Source organism: Deferribacter autotrophicus (assembly GCF_008362905.1).
Lineage (GTDB): Bacteria > Chrysiogenota > Deferribacteres > Deferribacterales > Deferribacteraceae > Deferribacter > Deferribacter autotrophicus.
Window position 1 is genome coordinate 212292 of the sequence record NZ_VFJB01000004.1, and the last position, 14555, is coordinate 226846.

The 14555-nt window shown below is 34.8% G+C and carries 13 protein-coding genes; 3 read left to right on the top strand and 10 right to left on the bottom strand.

The window, feature by feature from the left end:
• Positions 1–13 precede the first annotated feature (13 nt).
• Positions 14–1345 carry an NAD-dependent malic enzyme gene (locus tag FHQ18_RS05160; RefSeq protein ID WP_149266101.1) on the bottom strand — a complete coding sequence of 444 codons (1332 nt, stop codon included), beginning with the start codon at positions 1343–1345 and terminating at the stop codon, positions 14–16.
• An 11-nt stretch (positions 1346–1356) separates the two neighbouring features.
• A complete protein-coding gene (locus FHQ18_RS05165) occupies positions 1357–2736 on the bottom strand; it encodes a class II fumarate hydratase (protein WP_149266102.1) in 1380 nt (459 codons plus the stop codon).
• A 62-nt stretch (positions 2737–2798) separates the two neighbouring features.
• On the opposite strand from FHQ18_RS05165, the gene FHQ18_RS05170 reads away from it, so the two are divergent.
• Positions 2799–3281 (top strand): cyclic nucleotide-binding domain-containing protein, encoded by a 483-nt coding sequence (locus FHQ18_RS05170; protein WP_149266103.1) that lies wholly within the window; start codon positions 2799–2801, stop codon positions 3279–3281.
• Positions 3282–3559: 278 nt separating this feature from the next.
• On the opposite strand, the gene FHQ18_RS05175 is transcribed toward FHQ18_RS05170, so the two are convergent.
• The 4 genes from FHQ18_RS05175 to FHQ18_RS05190 are packed head-to-tail and all read right to left on the bottom strand — an operon-like array spanning position 3560 to position 7798.
• Entirely contained in the window at positions 3560–4255 is a 696-nt protein-coding gene (locus FHQ18_RS05175) for a tRNA (5-methylaminomethyl-2-thiouridine)(34)-methyltransferase MnmD (protein ID WP_188020345.1), read from the bottom strand.
• Complete coding sequence (gene nadB / locus FHQ18_RS05180; protein WP_149266105.1) at positions 4227–5777, bottom strand: L-aspartate oxidase; 1551 nt, start codon at positions 5775–5777, stop codon at positions 4227–4229. The genes FHQ18_RS05175 and nadB overlap by 29 nt, the downstream gene beginning before the upstream one ends.
• A complete protein-coding gene (locus FHQ18_RS05185) occupies positions 5778–6500 on the bottom strand; it encodes a hypothetical protein (protein WP_149266106.1) in 723 nt (240 codons plus the stop codon).
• Between the two features lie 2 nt (positions 6501–6502).
• Positions 6503–7798, bottom strand: coding sequence for a radical SAM family protein (locus FHQ18_RS05190; RefSeq protein ID WP_246798650.1), 1296 nt, complete (start codon positions 7796–7798; stop codon positions 6503–6505).
• Positions 7799–7922: 124 nt separating this feature from the next.
• Between FHQ18_RS05190 and eno the strand changes: the two genes are divergently transcribed.
• Both eno and FHQ18_RS05200 read left to right on the top strand, forming a co-directional pair.
• Positions 7923–9212 carry a phosphopyruvate hydratase gene (gene eno, locus FHQ18_RS05195; RefSeq protein ID WP_149266108.1) on the top strand — a complete coding sequence of 430 codons (1290 nt, stop codon included), beginning with the start codon at positions 7923–7925 and terminating at the stop codon, positions 9210–9212.
• 80 nt (positions 9213–9292) lie between these two features.
• On the top strand, positions 9293–10222 hold the full coding sequence (locus tag FHQ18_RS05200) for a M23 family metallopeptidase (protein WP_246798652.1): 930 nt from the start codon (positions 9293–9295) through the stop codon (positions 10220–10222).
• Between the two features lie 89 nt (positions 10223–10311).
• On the opposite strand, the gene thiI is transcribed toward FHQ18_RS05200, so the two are convergent.
• The 4 genes from thiI to FHQ18_RS05220 are packed head-to-tail and all read right to left on the bottom strand — an operon-like array spanning position 10312 to position 14517.
• A complete protein-coding gene (gene thiI, locus FHQ18_RS05205) occupies positions 10312–11487 on the bottom strand; it encodes a tRNA uracil 4-sulfurtransferase ThiI (RefSeq protein ID WP_149266110.1) in 1176 nt (391 codons plus the stop codon).
• Positions 11484–12590 (bottom strand): cysteine desulfurase family protein, encoded by a 1107-nt coding sequence (locus tag FHQ18_RS05210; protein ID WP_149266111.1) that lies wholly within the window; start codon positions 12588–12590, stop codon positions 11484–11486. Before FHQ18_RS05210 ends, thiI begins: the two co-directional genes overlap by 4 nt.
• The gene (locus FHQ18_RS05215) at positions 12587–12844 is read right to left on the bottom strand and encodes a hypothetical protein (protein ID WP_149266112.1); all 258 of its coding nucleotides are present in this window, start codon (positions 12842–12844) and stop codon (positions 12587–12589) included. The genes FHQ18_RS05210 and FHQ18_RS05215 overlap by 4 nt, the downstream gene beginning before the upstream one ends.
• Entirely contained in the window at positions 12841–14517 is a 1677-nt protein-coding gene (locus FHQ18_RS05220) for a molybdopterin-dependent oxidoreductase (protein WP_149266113.1), read from the bottom strand. Before FHQ18_RS05220 ends, FHQ18_RS05215 begins: the two co-directional genes overlap by 4 nt.
• Between the last annotated feature and the right edge of the window lie 38 nt (positions 14518–14555).

Genomic DNA, 14555 nt, shown 5'->3' on the forward strand with positions numbered 1-14555 from the left:
TAAGCCCCTTTTTTTATTTTACTGCTTTACTTTTATAAGCTGCATTTTCCACAGCAAGAGCTACACTTTCATGTACCTGTTTATTTAAAATATTAGGTACCAAATCACCTTCCATCGCAAATTTTGCAATAGTTTCGCTAGCTGCAATCTTCATTGCATCATTTATTGTATAGGCATTTGCAGCAAGTGCTCCCTTGAAAATACCTGGAAATGCAAGGGCATTATTGACCGATTTACCATCAGCAGCAAAAAGTGCTCCAGCTGCAATAGCATCTTCAGGCTTAATCTCAGGATCAGGGTTCGTCAGTGCAAGAATAATCTGCCCATTCTTTACCCACTCCTTTTTAATCAACCCCGGACAGCCAGTGGTCGCAATAATAATGTCCACAGATTTCACCAGCGATTCCACTGACTCTGTTTCAAACCCACCTCTTTGAACAAATCTTTTAACCATCTCCTCATTTATATCAAAACCATAAATCTTATCTATTCCATAGGCCATGAGAAGCTTCTGAATACCGCTTCCTGCAGCACCAAGTCCCAATATACCTACAGATGATTTTCTGATATTCTTAAAGGTATATTTTCCAATATTTATCAATGCAGCAAGCACCACAACTGCGGTCCCATGCTGGTCATCATGCATAACTGGTATATCAAGTATCTCATCAAGTTCTTTCTCAATCTCAAAACATTCTGGAGCCTTAATATCTTCAAGCTTTATCGCTCCAAAGGTAGGTGAAATATTTTTAATAGTGTCAACAATTACTTTAGGATCTTTACTATCAATAAGAATGGGGATACCATTTAAACCAGCTAGAATCCTAAGCAGCAGCGACTTCCCTTCCATTACAGGCATGCCAGCTACTGGTCCTATATCACCAAGTCCCAAAATGGCAGTGCCATTTGTTACAATCGCCACATTCTTTTTTATTGTGGTGTATCTATCTGCCAGAGACCTGTCCTCAAAGATTTTTCTACAGACAGAAGCAACACCTGGTGTGTAAACAATACTCAAGTCATCCATGGTCTCTATTTCAATAGGAGTGCTTACTTCGATTTTTCCACCTTCATGCACTTCCATTACCACATCTTTTATCTCTAAAATCTCTATACCATCCAGTGCATCAATAGCTGAAACAATCTCAGCAAATTTTTTTTCATCATCTGTGTAAATATCAAGATCCCTTATTTTATAGTCTTTACCAATATGGACAGTTTTAATCTCACCAAACATTCCCCCATAATCCCCCACAATGGTTGCTACTTTTCCCAAAAAACCTGGTTTATCAAATATTTTAATTCGAACTGTACAAATTATCTTATCTGAATACTCAATTCTCATATTTCCACCCTCTAAACCATTTTTTTAGTGTCAAAGATTTCTTCAATCTCTTCATCTGATAACACTCCTTTCTCTTTTACAATATCTTTAATTTTCACCTTCTTTTTAAATGCATCATAGGCAATTTCTGCAGCTTTATCATAGCCAATTTTCAATGCCAATGGTGTTACAAGAGCCATTGACCACTCCACAAGCTCACTGCATCTATCAACATTTGCCACTATACCATCAATACATTTTTCAGCTAAGGAAGTGGCAGCATTTGAAAGTAACTTGATAGAATAAAGCAAATTATCCGCAATAACAGGCATCATAACATTCAAATCAAGCAACCCACTACTCCCAGCAATTGATATTGTATGAACATTTCCCATCACCTCAGCAGCCACCTGAATTACTGCCTCAGGAATTACAGGGTTTACTTTTCCTGGCATAATGGAGCTTCCTGGCTGAAGTGATGGTAATGTAATTTCTGCTATACCACATCTTGGTCCAGAATTCAATAAACGTAAATCGTTTGCAATCTTCATCAATGAAACTGCCAAAGTATTAAGTGCGCCTGCAAAATACACAACAGCATCCTTAGCCGCAATACCTTCAAAAAGATTTTCAGCTTGTTTAAATTCTATCCCTGTATTTTTACTAATCTCATCGATGGCAAGCTTTGCAAAATCTGGATGTGTATTGAGTCCAGTTCCAAGTGCCGTTCCACCTAGAGGTAACTCCTGCAACCCCTTTACACTTTCGTTTATCCTCTCCAATCCCTTTTTTATCTGCATTCTGTAGCCAGAAAATTCCTGCCCTAAGGTTATTGGCACTGCATCCATAAGATGAGTTCTACCTATTTTAATAATGTCTCTAAATTCTTTTTCCTTTTCTAAAAGGCTATTCTCCAGTTTCAAAAGGGCAGGTATCAAATTTTTGTACGTTAATAATGCAGAAGATATATGTATTGCAGTGGGGATTACATCATTGCTGGACTGCCCTTTATTTACATGATCATTTGGATGGCACAATTTTTTATCCCCCTTTTGACCTCCCAACAATTCACAAGCTCTGTTAGCTATCACCTCGTTTACATTCATATTTGTGGATGTACCTGAGCCTGTCTGAAATACATCTATGGGAAACTGGTCGTCAAACTTCCCATCAATTATTTCTTTAGCTGCTTTTATAATTGCATCAGCGACTTTTTCATTGATTAACCCCAATTTACAATTTGCAACTGCTGCTCCCCTTTTTACTTCAGCTACAGCATATATAAATTCCTTTGGCAACCCCTTACCACTTATTTTGAAATTCTCTAATGCCCTAGCAGTCTGTGCTCCATAGTAAGCTGTTTCGGGCACTTTCATCTCTCCCATACTATCTCTTTCCACTCTAAATTTCATATGTTACCTCTTTTCAAATTTTACATCATAAGGTATAATTTTATTATATATGGAGGTCTTATATGGAATCAATAAAATATCTATCTAAACTAACTATGAATCCAAAATTTATTGATTTTACTAAAGAAGAACTTCAAAAGTTTCTCTCATCATGCAAAATAGAAAAGTTCAACAAAGGGGATATGATAATTAAAGAGGGAGAAAAAGGGGATAAACTCTACATTGTTGTAGAAGGGCAAGTGGGGGTCAGTAAAGCCATTACTGAAGAGGTGGTTTTCTTCCTAACAACCCTCAGTGAAGGAGATTTTTTTGGTGAAATGGCCATTCTTACATCTCATCCAAGATCAGCAAACGTATTTGCAAAAACTGACACCACTCTTTTATCCTTTGATATAACAGCTTACGATACCTTGAAGAGAGAAGATAAATTACTGTTTGCAAAATTAAACAGCGTATTCGCTGTAACTTTAGCTGAGCGTTTGTACAAAGTGGAAGAAAGAATAAAACTTATAATAAAAGCGTCCTTAATAAAAGATATTATATAGTTCTGGCATCACCCCAATTTTTGCAAATTACCCTATTAGTAACGGTTGTAGAGGTAAAAGGCAAACAGAGAAATAGCAAAATAGTAAAAGTTCAAGGTTCAATGTTTAAAAGGTTAAGGTTTAGGTTTAGGCTAAGTGAATAAATTTCCAGTATCACTCTTACAACCCTTATTACCTTTAAAACCTTTACTACTCTTATGACCGTTGATAACCATGAAAATAATTCTCCTGCTTATAAAAAATCGGGGTGACATCAAATTATATAATTTGTACTTTTCTTAAAGTATCAATTTTTTATAGAAAACAGTTCCTGGCTGAAAGCCATCAGGTAGTTTTTTCGTCTGATAAGGGATAAAACCAGCCCTGTAAAATTCCTTTCTTACGCTATTCCTGCAAGAATAAGTTACGACACAACCATCTTCTTTTAAAAGATTATATAAAATCTTATAAACATTTAATTGCCACATCTCAGGATTTTTTGATTTACTGAATGGATCAAAGTAAATCACATCAAACTGTATATTGATATACTGAACTGCCCTAAAAAAATCATCAAGAATTATATAAAGTTGATAATTTTTATATGTTACATCATCCAAAAGCTTTCTAAGATAATCATACCCTCTTTTTGGCCAAAATAATGGATACCCTTTTACCAATTCTATCAGAGTAGGATCCTTTTCAATGGACACAATATTGAGTTTATTTTTAATTTTGTTTTTTTCTAACTCCTCAATAGTTGCAACAATATTATATCCTAGCCCAAAAAATATATCTAGCAGCCAAACTTCTTCATTTTTACATAATTTTTCTATAATACCTGATGGTATCACAAACTTATGCAAACTTTCTGTATAAGCACCAATAGACTTTGCGTGATACCCTTCTTTGTAACTGATATTATAAAAACTTATAGAGCCATCAGCTGTTGCAAAGGGTTTCTTATTACCTGATAATGGGATTAAATTCGGCATTTTCAAACACAATGTGCCAGTTTTCTTTAATTCTTTCAGGGAAATCCCTTCTATAGTGAGCTCCCCTGCTCCCTTTTCTAGTCAGAGCAGCCAAAATCATCATCTTTGCAAGCTGCAGCATATTGTAATACTCCATACAATTTCTACACACAGATACTTCATCTCTAAAATCACTCAATTTACTATCAACATATTCCAATGCACTAAGTAACCCATTCTCATCCCTTGCGATACTCACATATTTCCACATAATATCCTGCAACTCTTTGATTTGATTACTAGCAGAACACTCTTTATAGCTAAAATTGTTATCGCTTATTTCATTAATTTCTTTATCCATTAAATCAATAACAGCAGCTTTTGCAGCTCTACCACCAAACACGACACTTTCTAGCAAAGAATTGCTTGCAAGCCTGTTTGCACCGTGTACACCTGTACATGCGCACTCACCACATGCATACAGCCCACTAACCTTTGTTCTCCCCCACACATCTGTTTCAATGCCACCCATATAATAATGAGCAGCAGGACTTACAGGGATTAAATCTTTCGTAATATCAAGACCAAACTCTTTTAAGGTTGAATAAATCTTGGGAAATCTATTTTTTACAAATTCCTTTTCAAGATGTGTCATATCAAGATACACATATTCAGCATCAGTTTTTTCCATCTCAAAAAATATGGCTCTACTCACCACATCTCTTGGGGCAAGTTCCCCTTTCTCGTGATAATTAAAACAAAACCTTTCCTTTTTAATATTTCTTAAAACGCCACCTTCCCCACGCATTGATTCACTTAATAAGAAAGCTGGAGTATCAGGTAGATGCAAAGCTGTAGGGTGAAATTGATAAAACTCTAAGTCTTTTAGAACAGCTCCTGCTCTAAAAGCAATCGACAATCCATCCCCTGTGGCAACTTCAGGATTTGTAGTGCGTTTAAAAAGCCTTCCTGCACCGCCTGTAGCCAGAATAACTCCCTTTGAAAAAATATTAACAATTTCTTTTTTCTCTTCATCAATAGCTTTTATTCCAAAAACTTCTCCATTTGCCATAAGTAAATCAAGAGCAAAATAATTTTGTAAATATGTAATTTTTTCTAATTTTTCCGCATAACTTTTCAATGCTCTCACAATTTCACGCCCGGTAGCATCCCCATGAGCATGAATAATCCTATTTACCGAATGAGCTGCTTCCCTTGTAAAATCAAGGTGATCACCGTGCATATCGAACTGAGCACCCCACTTTATGAGCTCTTTGATATACTTTGGTCCCTCATCCACAAGAGTCATCACAGCATCCTTATCACACAAACCATCACCAGCTTTTATTGTATCTTCATAATGAAGCACTATATCATCTTCATCAGATAGCACCACAGCAACACCACCCTGTGCATGCTCAGAGCTACCCTCTCCCACTGCCGATTTAGTAATAATTGCAACACTGCCATGGAATGCAAGTTCCACAGCAGCACGCAAACCAGCAGCACCACTACCTATTACAAGAAAATCATATTTTAACATTTAAAACCTCAATCCAAGTTTAATCCCATACTGATTAACCACCCCAATACTTGCCTCAGCATTTATAACAAAAAAAGGAAATGGTGAAAACTGCAAACCTGCAAGGGCTCTAAAAACCGTTTTACGTACATCATCAAGATCAACAAGGTCACTGTGTTCTTTAGTATGTATTCTAAGAGCCGTAACCCCCGCATAAGGAGTGAACATTAAGAACCCTTTACTAACAAGCAGATCTAAGGACTGAGTGTTCACATCAAGCTCATCAACCCCCTCAAGCTTAGAAAAGGCACCCCTGATTGCAACAGCAGGCATCGCCACATTCCCTTTCAATATGGCATATTTTAACTCCACACCCCATAATCTGATATTTGTTCCTGGCACATAAGTGTACATACCACCCACATCAATTCCAAAAGGTAAACCCTTTTGTATATGCAATCTTGGAACAGAAATATATGAGTATGGATCCTGATCATTGAATATTGCTTTCCAATACTTTTTCCCCTCATTTATATCTGTAACAACAAGTTCTGCTGCCACATCAAACCCTGTGATTCCTAAAGGCTCTGCAGGTGACATCGGATTAAATTGCAATGCTACCCCTATCTCTTTGGACAAATCCTCAAATTCACTTTGAAGAATTTCCTGTGAAAATTCCAAATCTTTTGCGAATCCTACCACTGAAAAAAGCAAGATAAAAAACAAAATATAAAATTTTTTCATTACTACCTCCTCTTTAAGTTAGGCAGCCCGAAATCTTTATAAAAATCTTTTTTCGGTCTGTTAAAGTAACCAAACTTAATATGCTTAAACTTCTTCTTAATCAATTTTAGCATATTTTTAATCCCCATGATCTCTTCCACTTTAAATTTCATACGCTCAAAAAGATAATCAGGGTCTATATTAAGATTTCTTAACTGTATAAGTTCCACCTTGTAAGCAGATAAAAAGTCAAGGAGAGCGTTTACTTCACTTTCCCTATCATTGATACCAGGCATCATCAAATAATTCAGCGATACATACACACCATATTTGTTAGCAAGCTCAATACTTTTGAAAACATCATCCAATTTATAACCTACAGGGTTATAATAAGCATTATATGTGGACTCCACAAAACTGTTAATACTCACCCTAATACTGTCAAGCCCTGCATCAAATAACATCTTCATTTTCTCTGGATCACTACAATTGGAGTTAAAATTAATGGTAAGCTCTGGTGCTTTCTTTTTGATTATGGAAACAGCCTTTGCAATTCTATCAGCCACCATTATCGGATCCCCTTCACACCCCTGTCCAAAACTGATAATGGGATCCTTTGCCACTTCATAATGGTTTAACGCCACTTCCACAATCTCTTCTACAGAAGGGACAAAATCAATCCTTTGCTGAGGTGAAGGGCAACACTCTGCTGGTTGAAGAGAAATACAGCCAATGCATCTGCTATTGCAAACCGGGGAAGTGGGCATAGGGCATTCCCATCTACCATAGAACACATTTTTTGCTGCAGTACAGTGATACTCCAATGCACATTTTGCGAGTTGTTTATATAATCTATTATTAGGATATTTCGATAATAGCTTTTCCACCCTGAATCTAAATTTATCTGTAAAGTCAAAAAGCTTTGGATTCCATTTATTATCTTTATCTACCTTTATGGCAGGAACTACAAACTTTCCATTTAACCATCCCACTGCTGTGTATGCATAAAGTGGATATATCAAAGATGATGTTTTTTTATAAGCTGGCAAAAACAGTCTCAAGTACCCTGGAGGTAAAAAAACAGATACTGCATAACCTCTACTAAATTCTTCTAAAGTAGCAGTTTCAGGATTATAGGCTATTGGATTGGAATCAGGCATATAATAAAAGGTAGTACACTCTGGAATTTCGATTAGCTCAAGTTCGTATGGAACAAAATTGTAATTTTCACTTCTAACCACCATCTTTAAAGATGGGTGGTCATATATGTTTCCATTCTTATCAGCATAAACTAAATTTGGAATCTCGTACAATGTCACTCCTCTAAAATCTAAAAGTTTAGCAAATAATATTGTCTTTTTATGAAATTTTCAATATAAATAAATGTAAACCGAAATATCGCAAATTTACAGATTTTATAAAAATTTTAGGGGGTAAAAAAAAATGACTGATATTATCGAAATTTATGCCAGGGAAATTCTGGACTCACGTGGTAATCCCACAATTGAGGTAGAAGTGATCACAAGCGGAGGCTTTGTAGGAGTGGCAGCTGTCCCTTCTGGGGCATCCACTGGTGAGCATGAAGCAATTGAATTAAGAGATGGTGACCCAGAAAGATACAACGGTAAAGGGGTTTTAAAAGCTGTTCAAAATGTTAATGAAATAATTGCTGATGAACTTGAAGGAATTGATGTTTTAGAGCAAAAGCTTATTGACGATATTCTATGCGATATAGATGGTACAAAAAACAAATCAAAACTTGGTGCCAATGCAATCCTTGGAGTATCTTTAGCCTGTGCAAAGGCTGCTGCCAATGCCCTTGATATCCCTCTTTATAGATATATCGGTGGAGCTTTTGCTCATCAGCTACCAGTTCCTATGATGAATATTTTAAATGGTGGCAACCACGCTGATAACAACGTAGACATTCAAGAATTTATGATTATGCCTACAGGTGCAAGCAGCTTTAAAGAAGCATTAAGGATGGGGGTTGAAACGTTTCATGCCCTAAAAAAAGTTTTAAACGAAAAAGGTTACAACACTGCTGTGGGTGATGAAGGTGGTTTCGCACCAAATCTTCAATCCAATGAAGAGGCAATAGAAGTTATATTACAAGCTATTGAAAAAGCTGGTTATAAAGCTGGTGAAGATATCTACATTGCTCTTGATGTAGCATCCAGTGAGCTCTACAAAGATGGAAAATATATTCTAGCTGCAGAGAAAAAACCCGAAAAAACAGTTGATGAGATGATTGAATATTACAAGTATCTTGTAGCAAAATATCCAATAATTAGTATTGAGGATGGATTAGCAGAAGATGATTGGGAAGGATGGAAAAAATTAACTGAGGCTCTTGGAGATAAAGTTCAGCTTGTTGGTGATGACCTTTTTGTTACAAACACAGAAAGGTTACAAAGAGGAATTGAAGAGAAAATTGGCAACTCCATCCTTATAAAACTAAACCAGATTGGAACTCTCACTGAAACCCTTGCTGCTATTGAAATAGCAAAACGTGCTGGTTACACATGTATAATCTCTCACAGATCAGGAGAAACAGAGGATACTACCATTGCCGATCTTGCAGTGGCAGTCAATGCAGGACAGATTAAAACCGGCTCCGCATGTAGAACTGATAGAATATGCAAATACAATCGTCTTTTAAGAATTGAAGACGAACTCCTTGACCAGGCTGATTTCCCAGGTCTTGCTGCATTTTATAATTTGCGCAAATAAATATACAAATATGGGGGAGATTACCCTCCCCCCTAACTTTTTTTATTGACAATTAAAAATAAATAGACTACCCCATTAATATGTCAAAAAATAATAAAAAACTAACCATTCTTGTTTTTGATGAGTCACAACTTAGAGAGATTAAGTCTCTATCAATTAAGAAGAAAACTATAAAAATCGCTATTATCTCTCTAATATCAATATTTTTCATCACCATAGTATCTTTATTTTTACTATCCAAACTCTACAGTGAAAGAAAACAGATGCTCAGCTATAAAAGTGAAAATGAGTTGTTAAAAATTAGATTGACCGAATACGCCAAAAAAGTAAACGAAATTGAAAGTAAGCTAGTATATTTAGAAAATTTAGAAAAACAGGTTAGAGAATTAGCACAATTTAATGATGAAAAAAATAAAAAACTTGCAATTGGCGGTAAAGAAATAGATATTTTAAGAGAATATTCAGCTGTAGCTGAAAGAAAAGAAACCGAATTTTTTAATGATTTAAACAATATACTTTTATCTTTATCATCAGAAATTGAAAAAAAGCAAAACAGCCTTTCCGAGCTTATCAATTTCCTAGAAGAACAGCGTCTTATGATGCTATCCACCCCATCCGTATGGCCTGTAAGAGGTTGGATTTCCAGCAAATTTGGATATAGACTCTCCCCTTTCACCGGCAAAAGGGTTTTCCATGAAGGGATAGACATTGCAGCAAGATATGGTGCTCCTGTAAGAGCAACAGCAAAAGGGATTGTAATTTATGCTGGTTATAAACCAGGATACGGTAAATTAGTTACCATCGATCATGGGTTTGGATATGTCACAAGATATGCACATAACAGCAAGATTCTTGTAAAAGTAGGTCAAAGAGTCGAAAAAGGTGATATAATAGCAAAGGTTGGAAGTTCTGGACATAGCACAGGGCCTCATGTTCACTATGAAGTGCTTGTAAATGGAATCCCCGTAAATCCAATAGAATTTATCAACGAAGCATCAAACGACCAGTAACCTGAAAATAGTATTAAGTATTAAATTTTAAGCGTTAATTTTTCCTATTTTGTCTTTGTCAAATCCTGAACTATTATAATTCTTAGCACTTAACACGTTGTATCGTAAGGGCTGATTTTTACGATTTCATAATTGTAAGGGATTTTCTCACCCAATGCATCAATCACTTTTCTCTCTTCTGCAACAACCGCATCAATTTTACCTTTTGTCTCAGGGTTCTTTGGTGAAAAAAGATGACAGCAATCTATCCCTTCCGTTATTGATATTTCATAAGTTCTAATTTTTTTTGCAATGTTCTCAATCTCATCCTTATCAAACCCAATTAATGGTCTCAACACCGGCAATTTTGCCACTTCATTAATACACATAATATTTTCAAGCGTCTGACTTGCCACCTGTCCTAAAGCATCTCCAGTAACAATTCCTTTTGCACCATTTTTAACTGCAATCTCTTCTGCAATTTTCAGCATAAACCTTCGTGATAGTATTGTCGTAAATTTATCATCAGCAAATTTCTTTATAGCAACCTGAATTTCAGTAAAATTAACTAAATGAAGATTTATTTCCTCATTTGCATAATAGCTCAAAACCTTAGCTATATCCTTAATCTTTTTTACGAGCGAATCACCTGTGTAAGGAGGAGTGTGAAAATGAACAGGAATAACTTCGCACCCTCTTTTCATCATCATCCATGTTGCAACAGGTGAATCAATTCCGCCTGATAACAGAGTAACTACTTTTCCTGATGAAGCGTAAGGTAGCCCTTTTGAACAGCTAAATAGCTTTCTCATCACAAAGGCAAAATCTTTATGGATCTCCACAATCAATTCAGCATCAGGATGATGAACATCCACATTTAATTTTGGAAAAAGTTCTAAAATTTTACTTCCTACAATCTGATTAAGTTCCATCGAATTTAATTTAAAAGACTTATCAGTTCGTTTTGCTTTTATTTTAAACGTGTTGTCCTGCTCCTTTACCAACTTTGATGCTGTTTCAACTAACTTTTCTACTTCTTTTTCTGTTTTATATCCTAAAAATACCGATTGTAATCCAAAAACCTTTTGAAATCTATCCGTTGCACTATCAAGATTTTCCTCATTGCGAACTTCAATATAAAAGCGACCTCTTAAAGACTTAGTTTTTCCAAGCGAGTAAAAATCAGCAATCTTTTTAATATGAGCAAAAACCTTATCTTCAAAATATTTTCTATTCTTCTTTTTCAGTGATATTTCTGAGTAATTAAAGACCAGTACCTTTTTCATAACGCAAGCTTTTCCACTCCTTCTTTTACCATATAGCAAAAATGTTCAATATCCTCTTTTTTCGTATCAGGATGTAACGAAACCCTTATAGATGAATTTACAATAATATCAGAAAGCCCCATTGTTTTCAAAACAGATGAGGTTTTCCCCCTGCTACAAGCTGAACCACTTGATACATAAATCCCCTTTCCAGAAAGATAATTGATGAGTACCTCTGAAGGTAATCTACCTGTTGAAAAATTAAAAATATAAGGAACAGATTTTTCAGGGGAATTTATTAAAAATCTATTTTCTTTGCAAAAATTAACAAGTATTTCTTTCAATTCTGTTAAATAATCCCATTTTTCTCTATATTTTTCTCTACTTATCCTTGCAGCTTCTGCAAGTGAATAAGCCCCTATTATATTTTCAGTACCACTTCTAATACCAAACTCATGCCCACCACCCTCAATAACAGGGTGCAACTTTTCTTTATCCTTCACATAAAAGCCTGCACAACCCCTTAAACCTCCAATCTTGTGGCCACTGAATGTAGCAAAATCCACGTTCTCAAGATTTATATCTACCTTGCTAAAAGCCTGAACAATATCTGTCATAATTAAAATATCTTTGTCATATCTTTTAATCTGTTCAGCTATCCTTTCAATGGGATTTAAAGCTCCAGTTTCGTTGTTAACTCCCATTATACAAACAAGTTTTGTATCTTTATCAATTACATCCAAAACATCTTCTTCTTCCAAAACGCCCTTCTTATTATTAATTAAAATGATTTGTGCTCCCAGTTTTTTCAATGTTTCAAACTGAGCTGTAATTGATTTGTGCTCCAATGCCCATACAACAATTTTCTGTCTGTCTTTATAATTAAGCCCTTTTAAAACTAAATTGTTTGATTCTGTAGCGGATGCAGTGAAAATAATCGAATCTTTTTTTACTTTCAAAATCTCAGCCACTCGCTCCCTTTGTATGTCATAAAACTTCTGAGTTTGAACTGCAGGTGAATATTTAGATGATGGATTATAAAAGTAGTTCTTGTATAAATCTTCTACCTTAACAAGAATTTTATCATAAACAGGTGATGTAGCTGCAAAGTCAAGATAAATCATGGTAAAAATTTAAATTTCTTGATAGGTTTTAATGCTTTAGTTATAGGTAGCCTACCTTCAAGATTTTTATATTCTTCTTTTGTGATAATTGTCTTTTCCACAAGCTTTCCATTGTTATCAAAAATATACAGTTCATATCTATCTACACTACGATTGTTAAAACTTATCAGCGACATTATAATCACTATTACAATAAATGCTGCATACCAGTATTTTAAATACTCTCCACCAAAATACTTATTAAATCTTTTCATAATTTCTTGCACACCTCTACAAATGTATCATAAATTGCAACGCCATTATCACTATCAGTGGGTATAGATTTTGTCAAGGTATTAACAATAAAATTACCTATTTTTCTGTTTTTATAAATCATTACTGCACCGTTACACACTCTATTATCTTTTTTAGCCCTTACTTCAACATATCCATATTCATTTTTCAAAATTACAGTATCACCATCAGAAATTTTAAGGCTATCTGCATCTGTCGGATTTATATAAACAAACTTTCCGTATTCATAATTTTCAGATAACTGTGAGTTGAGATAATGATAATTTGACATGGTTAAAAGTCTGAATCTCCCCTTCTCATTGTAAGGACAAATTATTGGAATCTCTCGTTTCTTGTAATCTCTTTCATCAGTATTCTCTTTTATCATAACTTCATCAATCTCTTTAAAATCAATTGAAATCTCAAGGTACTCTGCAACGTTTTTTACAACATCCAAGTCATTTGGTAAATCTATTACCTTTTCCTTCCTAATATTATCAAAATTAAAAAAGTAACTTCCCATGGCATCAGGTTGCGCAAACATTCCACCAACTTTAACAAAATAGTCAGCATATTTTGTTGTCTCTGTAAAATTGGTATCCACCACAACTACTTTTTTATTTGAAAGCTCTTGCTGCCAAACACCAGATTCTGGATATGTAATGATTGGATTTGCCGCCACAATCACAAAAACATCAAAAAAACCCTTTTTCAGATAATTTGGAATCTCATAAATTTTTATTTTTTTCTTTTTATCCGCTTTCTGTTTTTCAAAATTGATCTTTGATGGCCTACCAAAATATAGATATCTTTCATTATCTGTTTCCACTGCCAGTCTATTAATCCAGTTAACTATATTTTTCCCGTTTAAATAACGCTGTAAACCGAATCCTGTTATTATCCCAACCTTCTTTTCTCTAAACAATGACAACAAATATTCAAAATCACTTTTAGACACCCCACAATAAGTAAATAAGTTATTAGTATTCAACGATCCATTATATTTCAAATTATCCAGAATTGAAGCAGCTAAGATTCCATCAGAGGCAGGGTTAATTCTAATATATCTATCTGCTATTTTAGCAGTTTCTGTATAAATTGGATCAACGTATATAATCTCTTTTCCATCCCTTTTTAACTCTTTCAAATAAGCATAAAGATGGGGACTGACCGCCTTACAGTTTTTCCCTAAAAGTAGGATGGTATCTACTTCTCTCAAGTTTTCATGAGGTGGATTTACAACACAACCAAAATCCTCCTCATGGGCTGTAAGACCTGTTTCATCACAGAGACTCCCCTCCACAAAATATAAATTCTCAAAATTTGCAAAAAGTAAATCATAATACCCCATAAATAATCCAAGACTGCCACTACCTCTTAAATAAAGTATATTTTTATTTCTGCTCTCTAATAAGAAGTTTGCGACCTCTTTGCATACTTCATCAAAACTTTTTCTAACCCTTTTTCCTTCTTCAACTACATACGAGTAATCATCTGATAGCACTTCCCTTTCATAAAATCCTTTTAGCTTTTTACAGACAAACGGAGTGGGAATATTTACTTTATTTACATATTTAAAATTAAATTTATCATCTACCTCAAAGGGGCAACAGTCTGGACAGTCTTTTGAACAAAAATAATTTTTTCTTTTCATAAAACTAGATTACACATTTTTTATCTATGAGTAAAGTT

Bases quoted from the DNA above. Each gene is read 5' to 3' on its own strand.
- FHQ18_RS05160 (WP_149266101.1), bottom strand. From the start codon at position 1,345: ATGAGAATTGAGTATTCAGATAAGATAATTTGTACAGTTCGAATTAAA.
- FHQ18_RS05165 (WP_149266102.1), bottom strand. From the start codon at position 2,736: ATGAAATTTAGAGTGGAAAGAGATAGTATGGGAGAGATGAAAGTGCCC.
- FHQ18_RS05170 (WP_149266103.1), top strand. From the start codon at position 2,799: ATGGAATCAATAAAATATCTATCTAAACTAACTATGAATCCAAAATTT.
- FHQ18_RS05175 (WP_188020345.1), bottom strand. From the start codon at position 4,255: ATGCCGAATTTAATCCCATTATCAGGTAATAAGAAACCCTTTGCAACA.
- nadB (WP_149266105.1), bottom strand. From the start codon at position 5,777: ATGTTAAAATATGATTTTCTTGTAATAGGTAGTGGTGCTGCTGGTTTG.
- FHQ18_RS05185 (WP_149266106.1), bottom strand. From the start codon at position 6,500: ATGAAAAAATTTTATATTTTGTTTTTTATCTTGCTTTTTTCAGTGGTA.
- eno (WP_149266108.1), top strand. From the start codon at position 7,923: ATGACTGATATTATCGAAATTTATGCCAGGGAAATTCTGGACTCACGT.
- FHQ18_RS05200 (WP_246798652.1), top strand. From the start codon at position 9,293: ATGTCAAAAAATAATAAAAAACTAACCATTCTTGTTTTTGATGAGTCA.
- thiI (WP_149266110.1), bottom strand. From the start codon at position 11,487: ATGAAAAAGGTACTGGTCTTTAATTACTCAGAAATATCACTGAAAAAG.
- FHQ18_RS05210 (WP_149266111.1), bottom strand. From the start codon at position 12,590: ATGATTTATCTTGACTTTGCAGCTACATCACCTGTTTATGATAAAATT.
- FHQ18_RS05215 (WP_149266112.1), bottom strand. From the start codon at position 12,844: ATGAAAAGATTTAATAAGTATTTTGGTGGAGAGTATTTAAAATACTGG.
- FHQ18_RS05220 (WP_149266113.1), bottom strand. From the start codon at position 14,517: ATGAAAAGAAAAAATTATTTTTGTTCAAAAGACTGTCCAGACTGTTGC.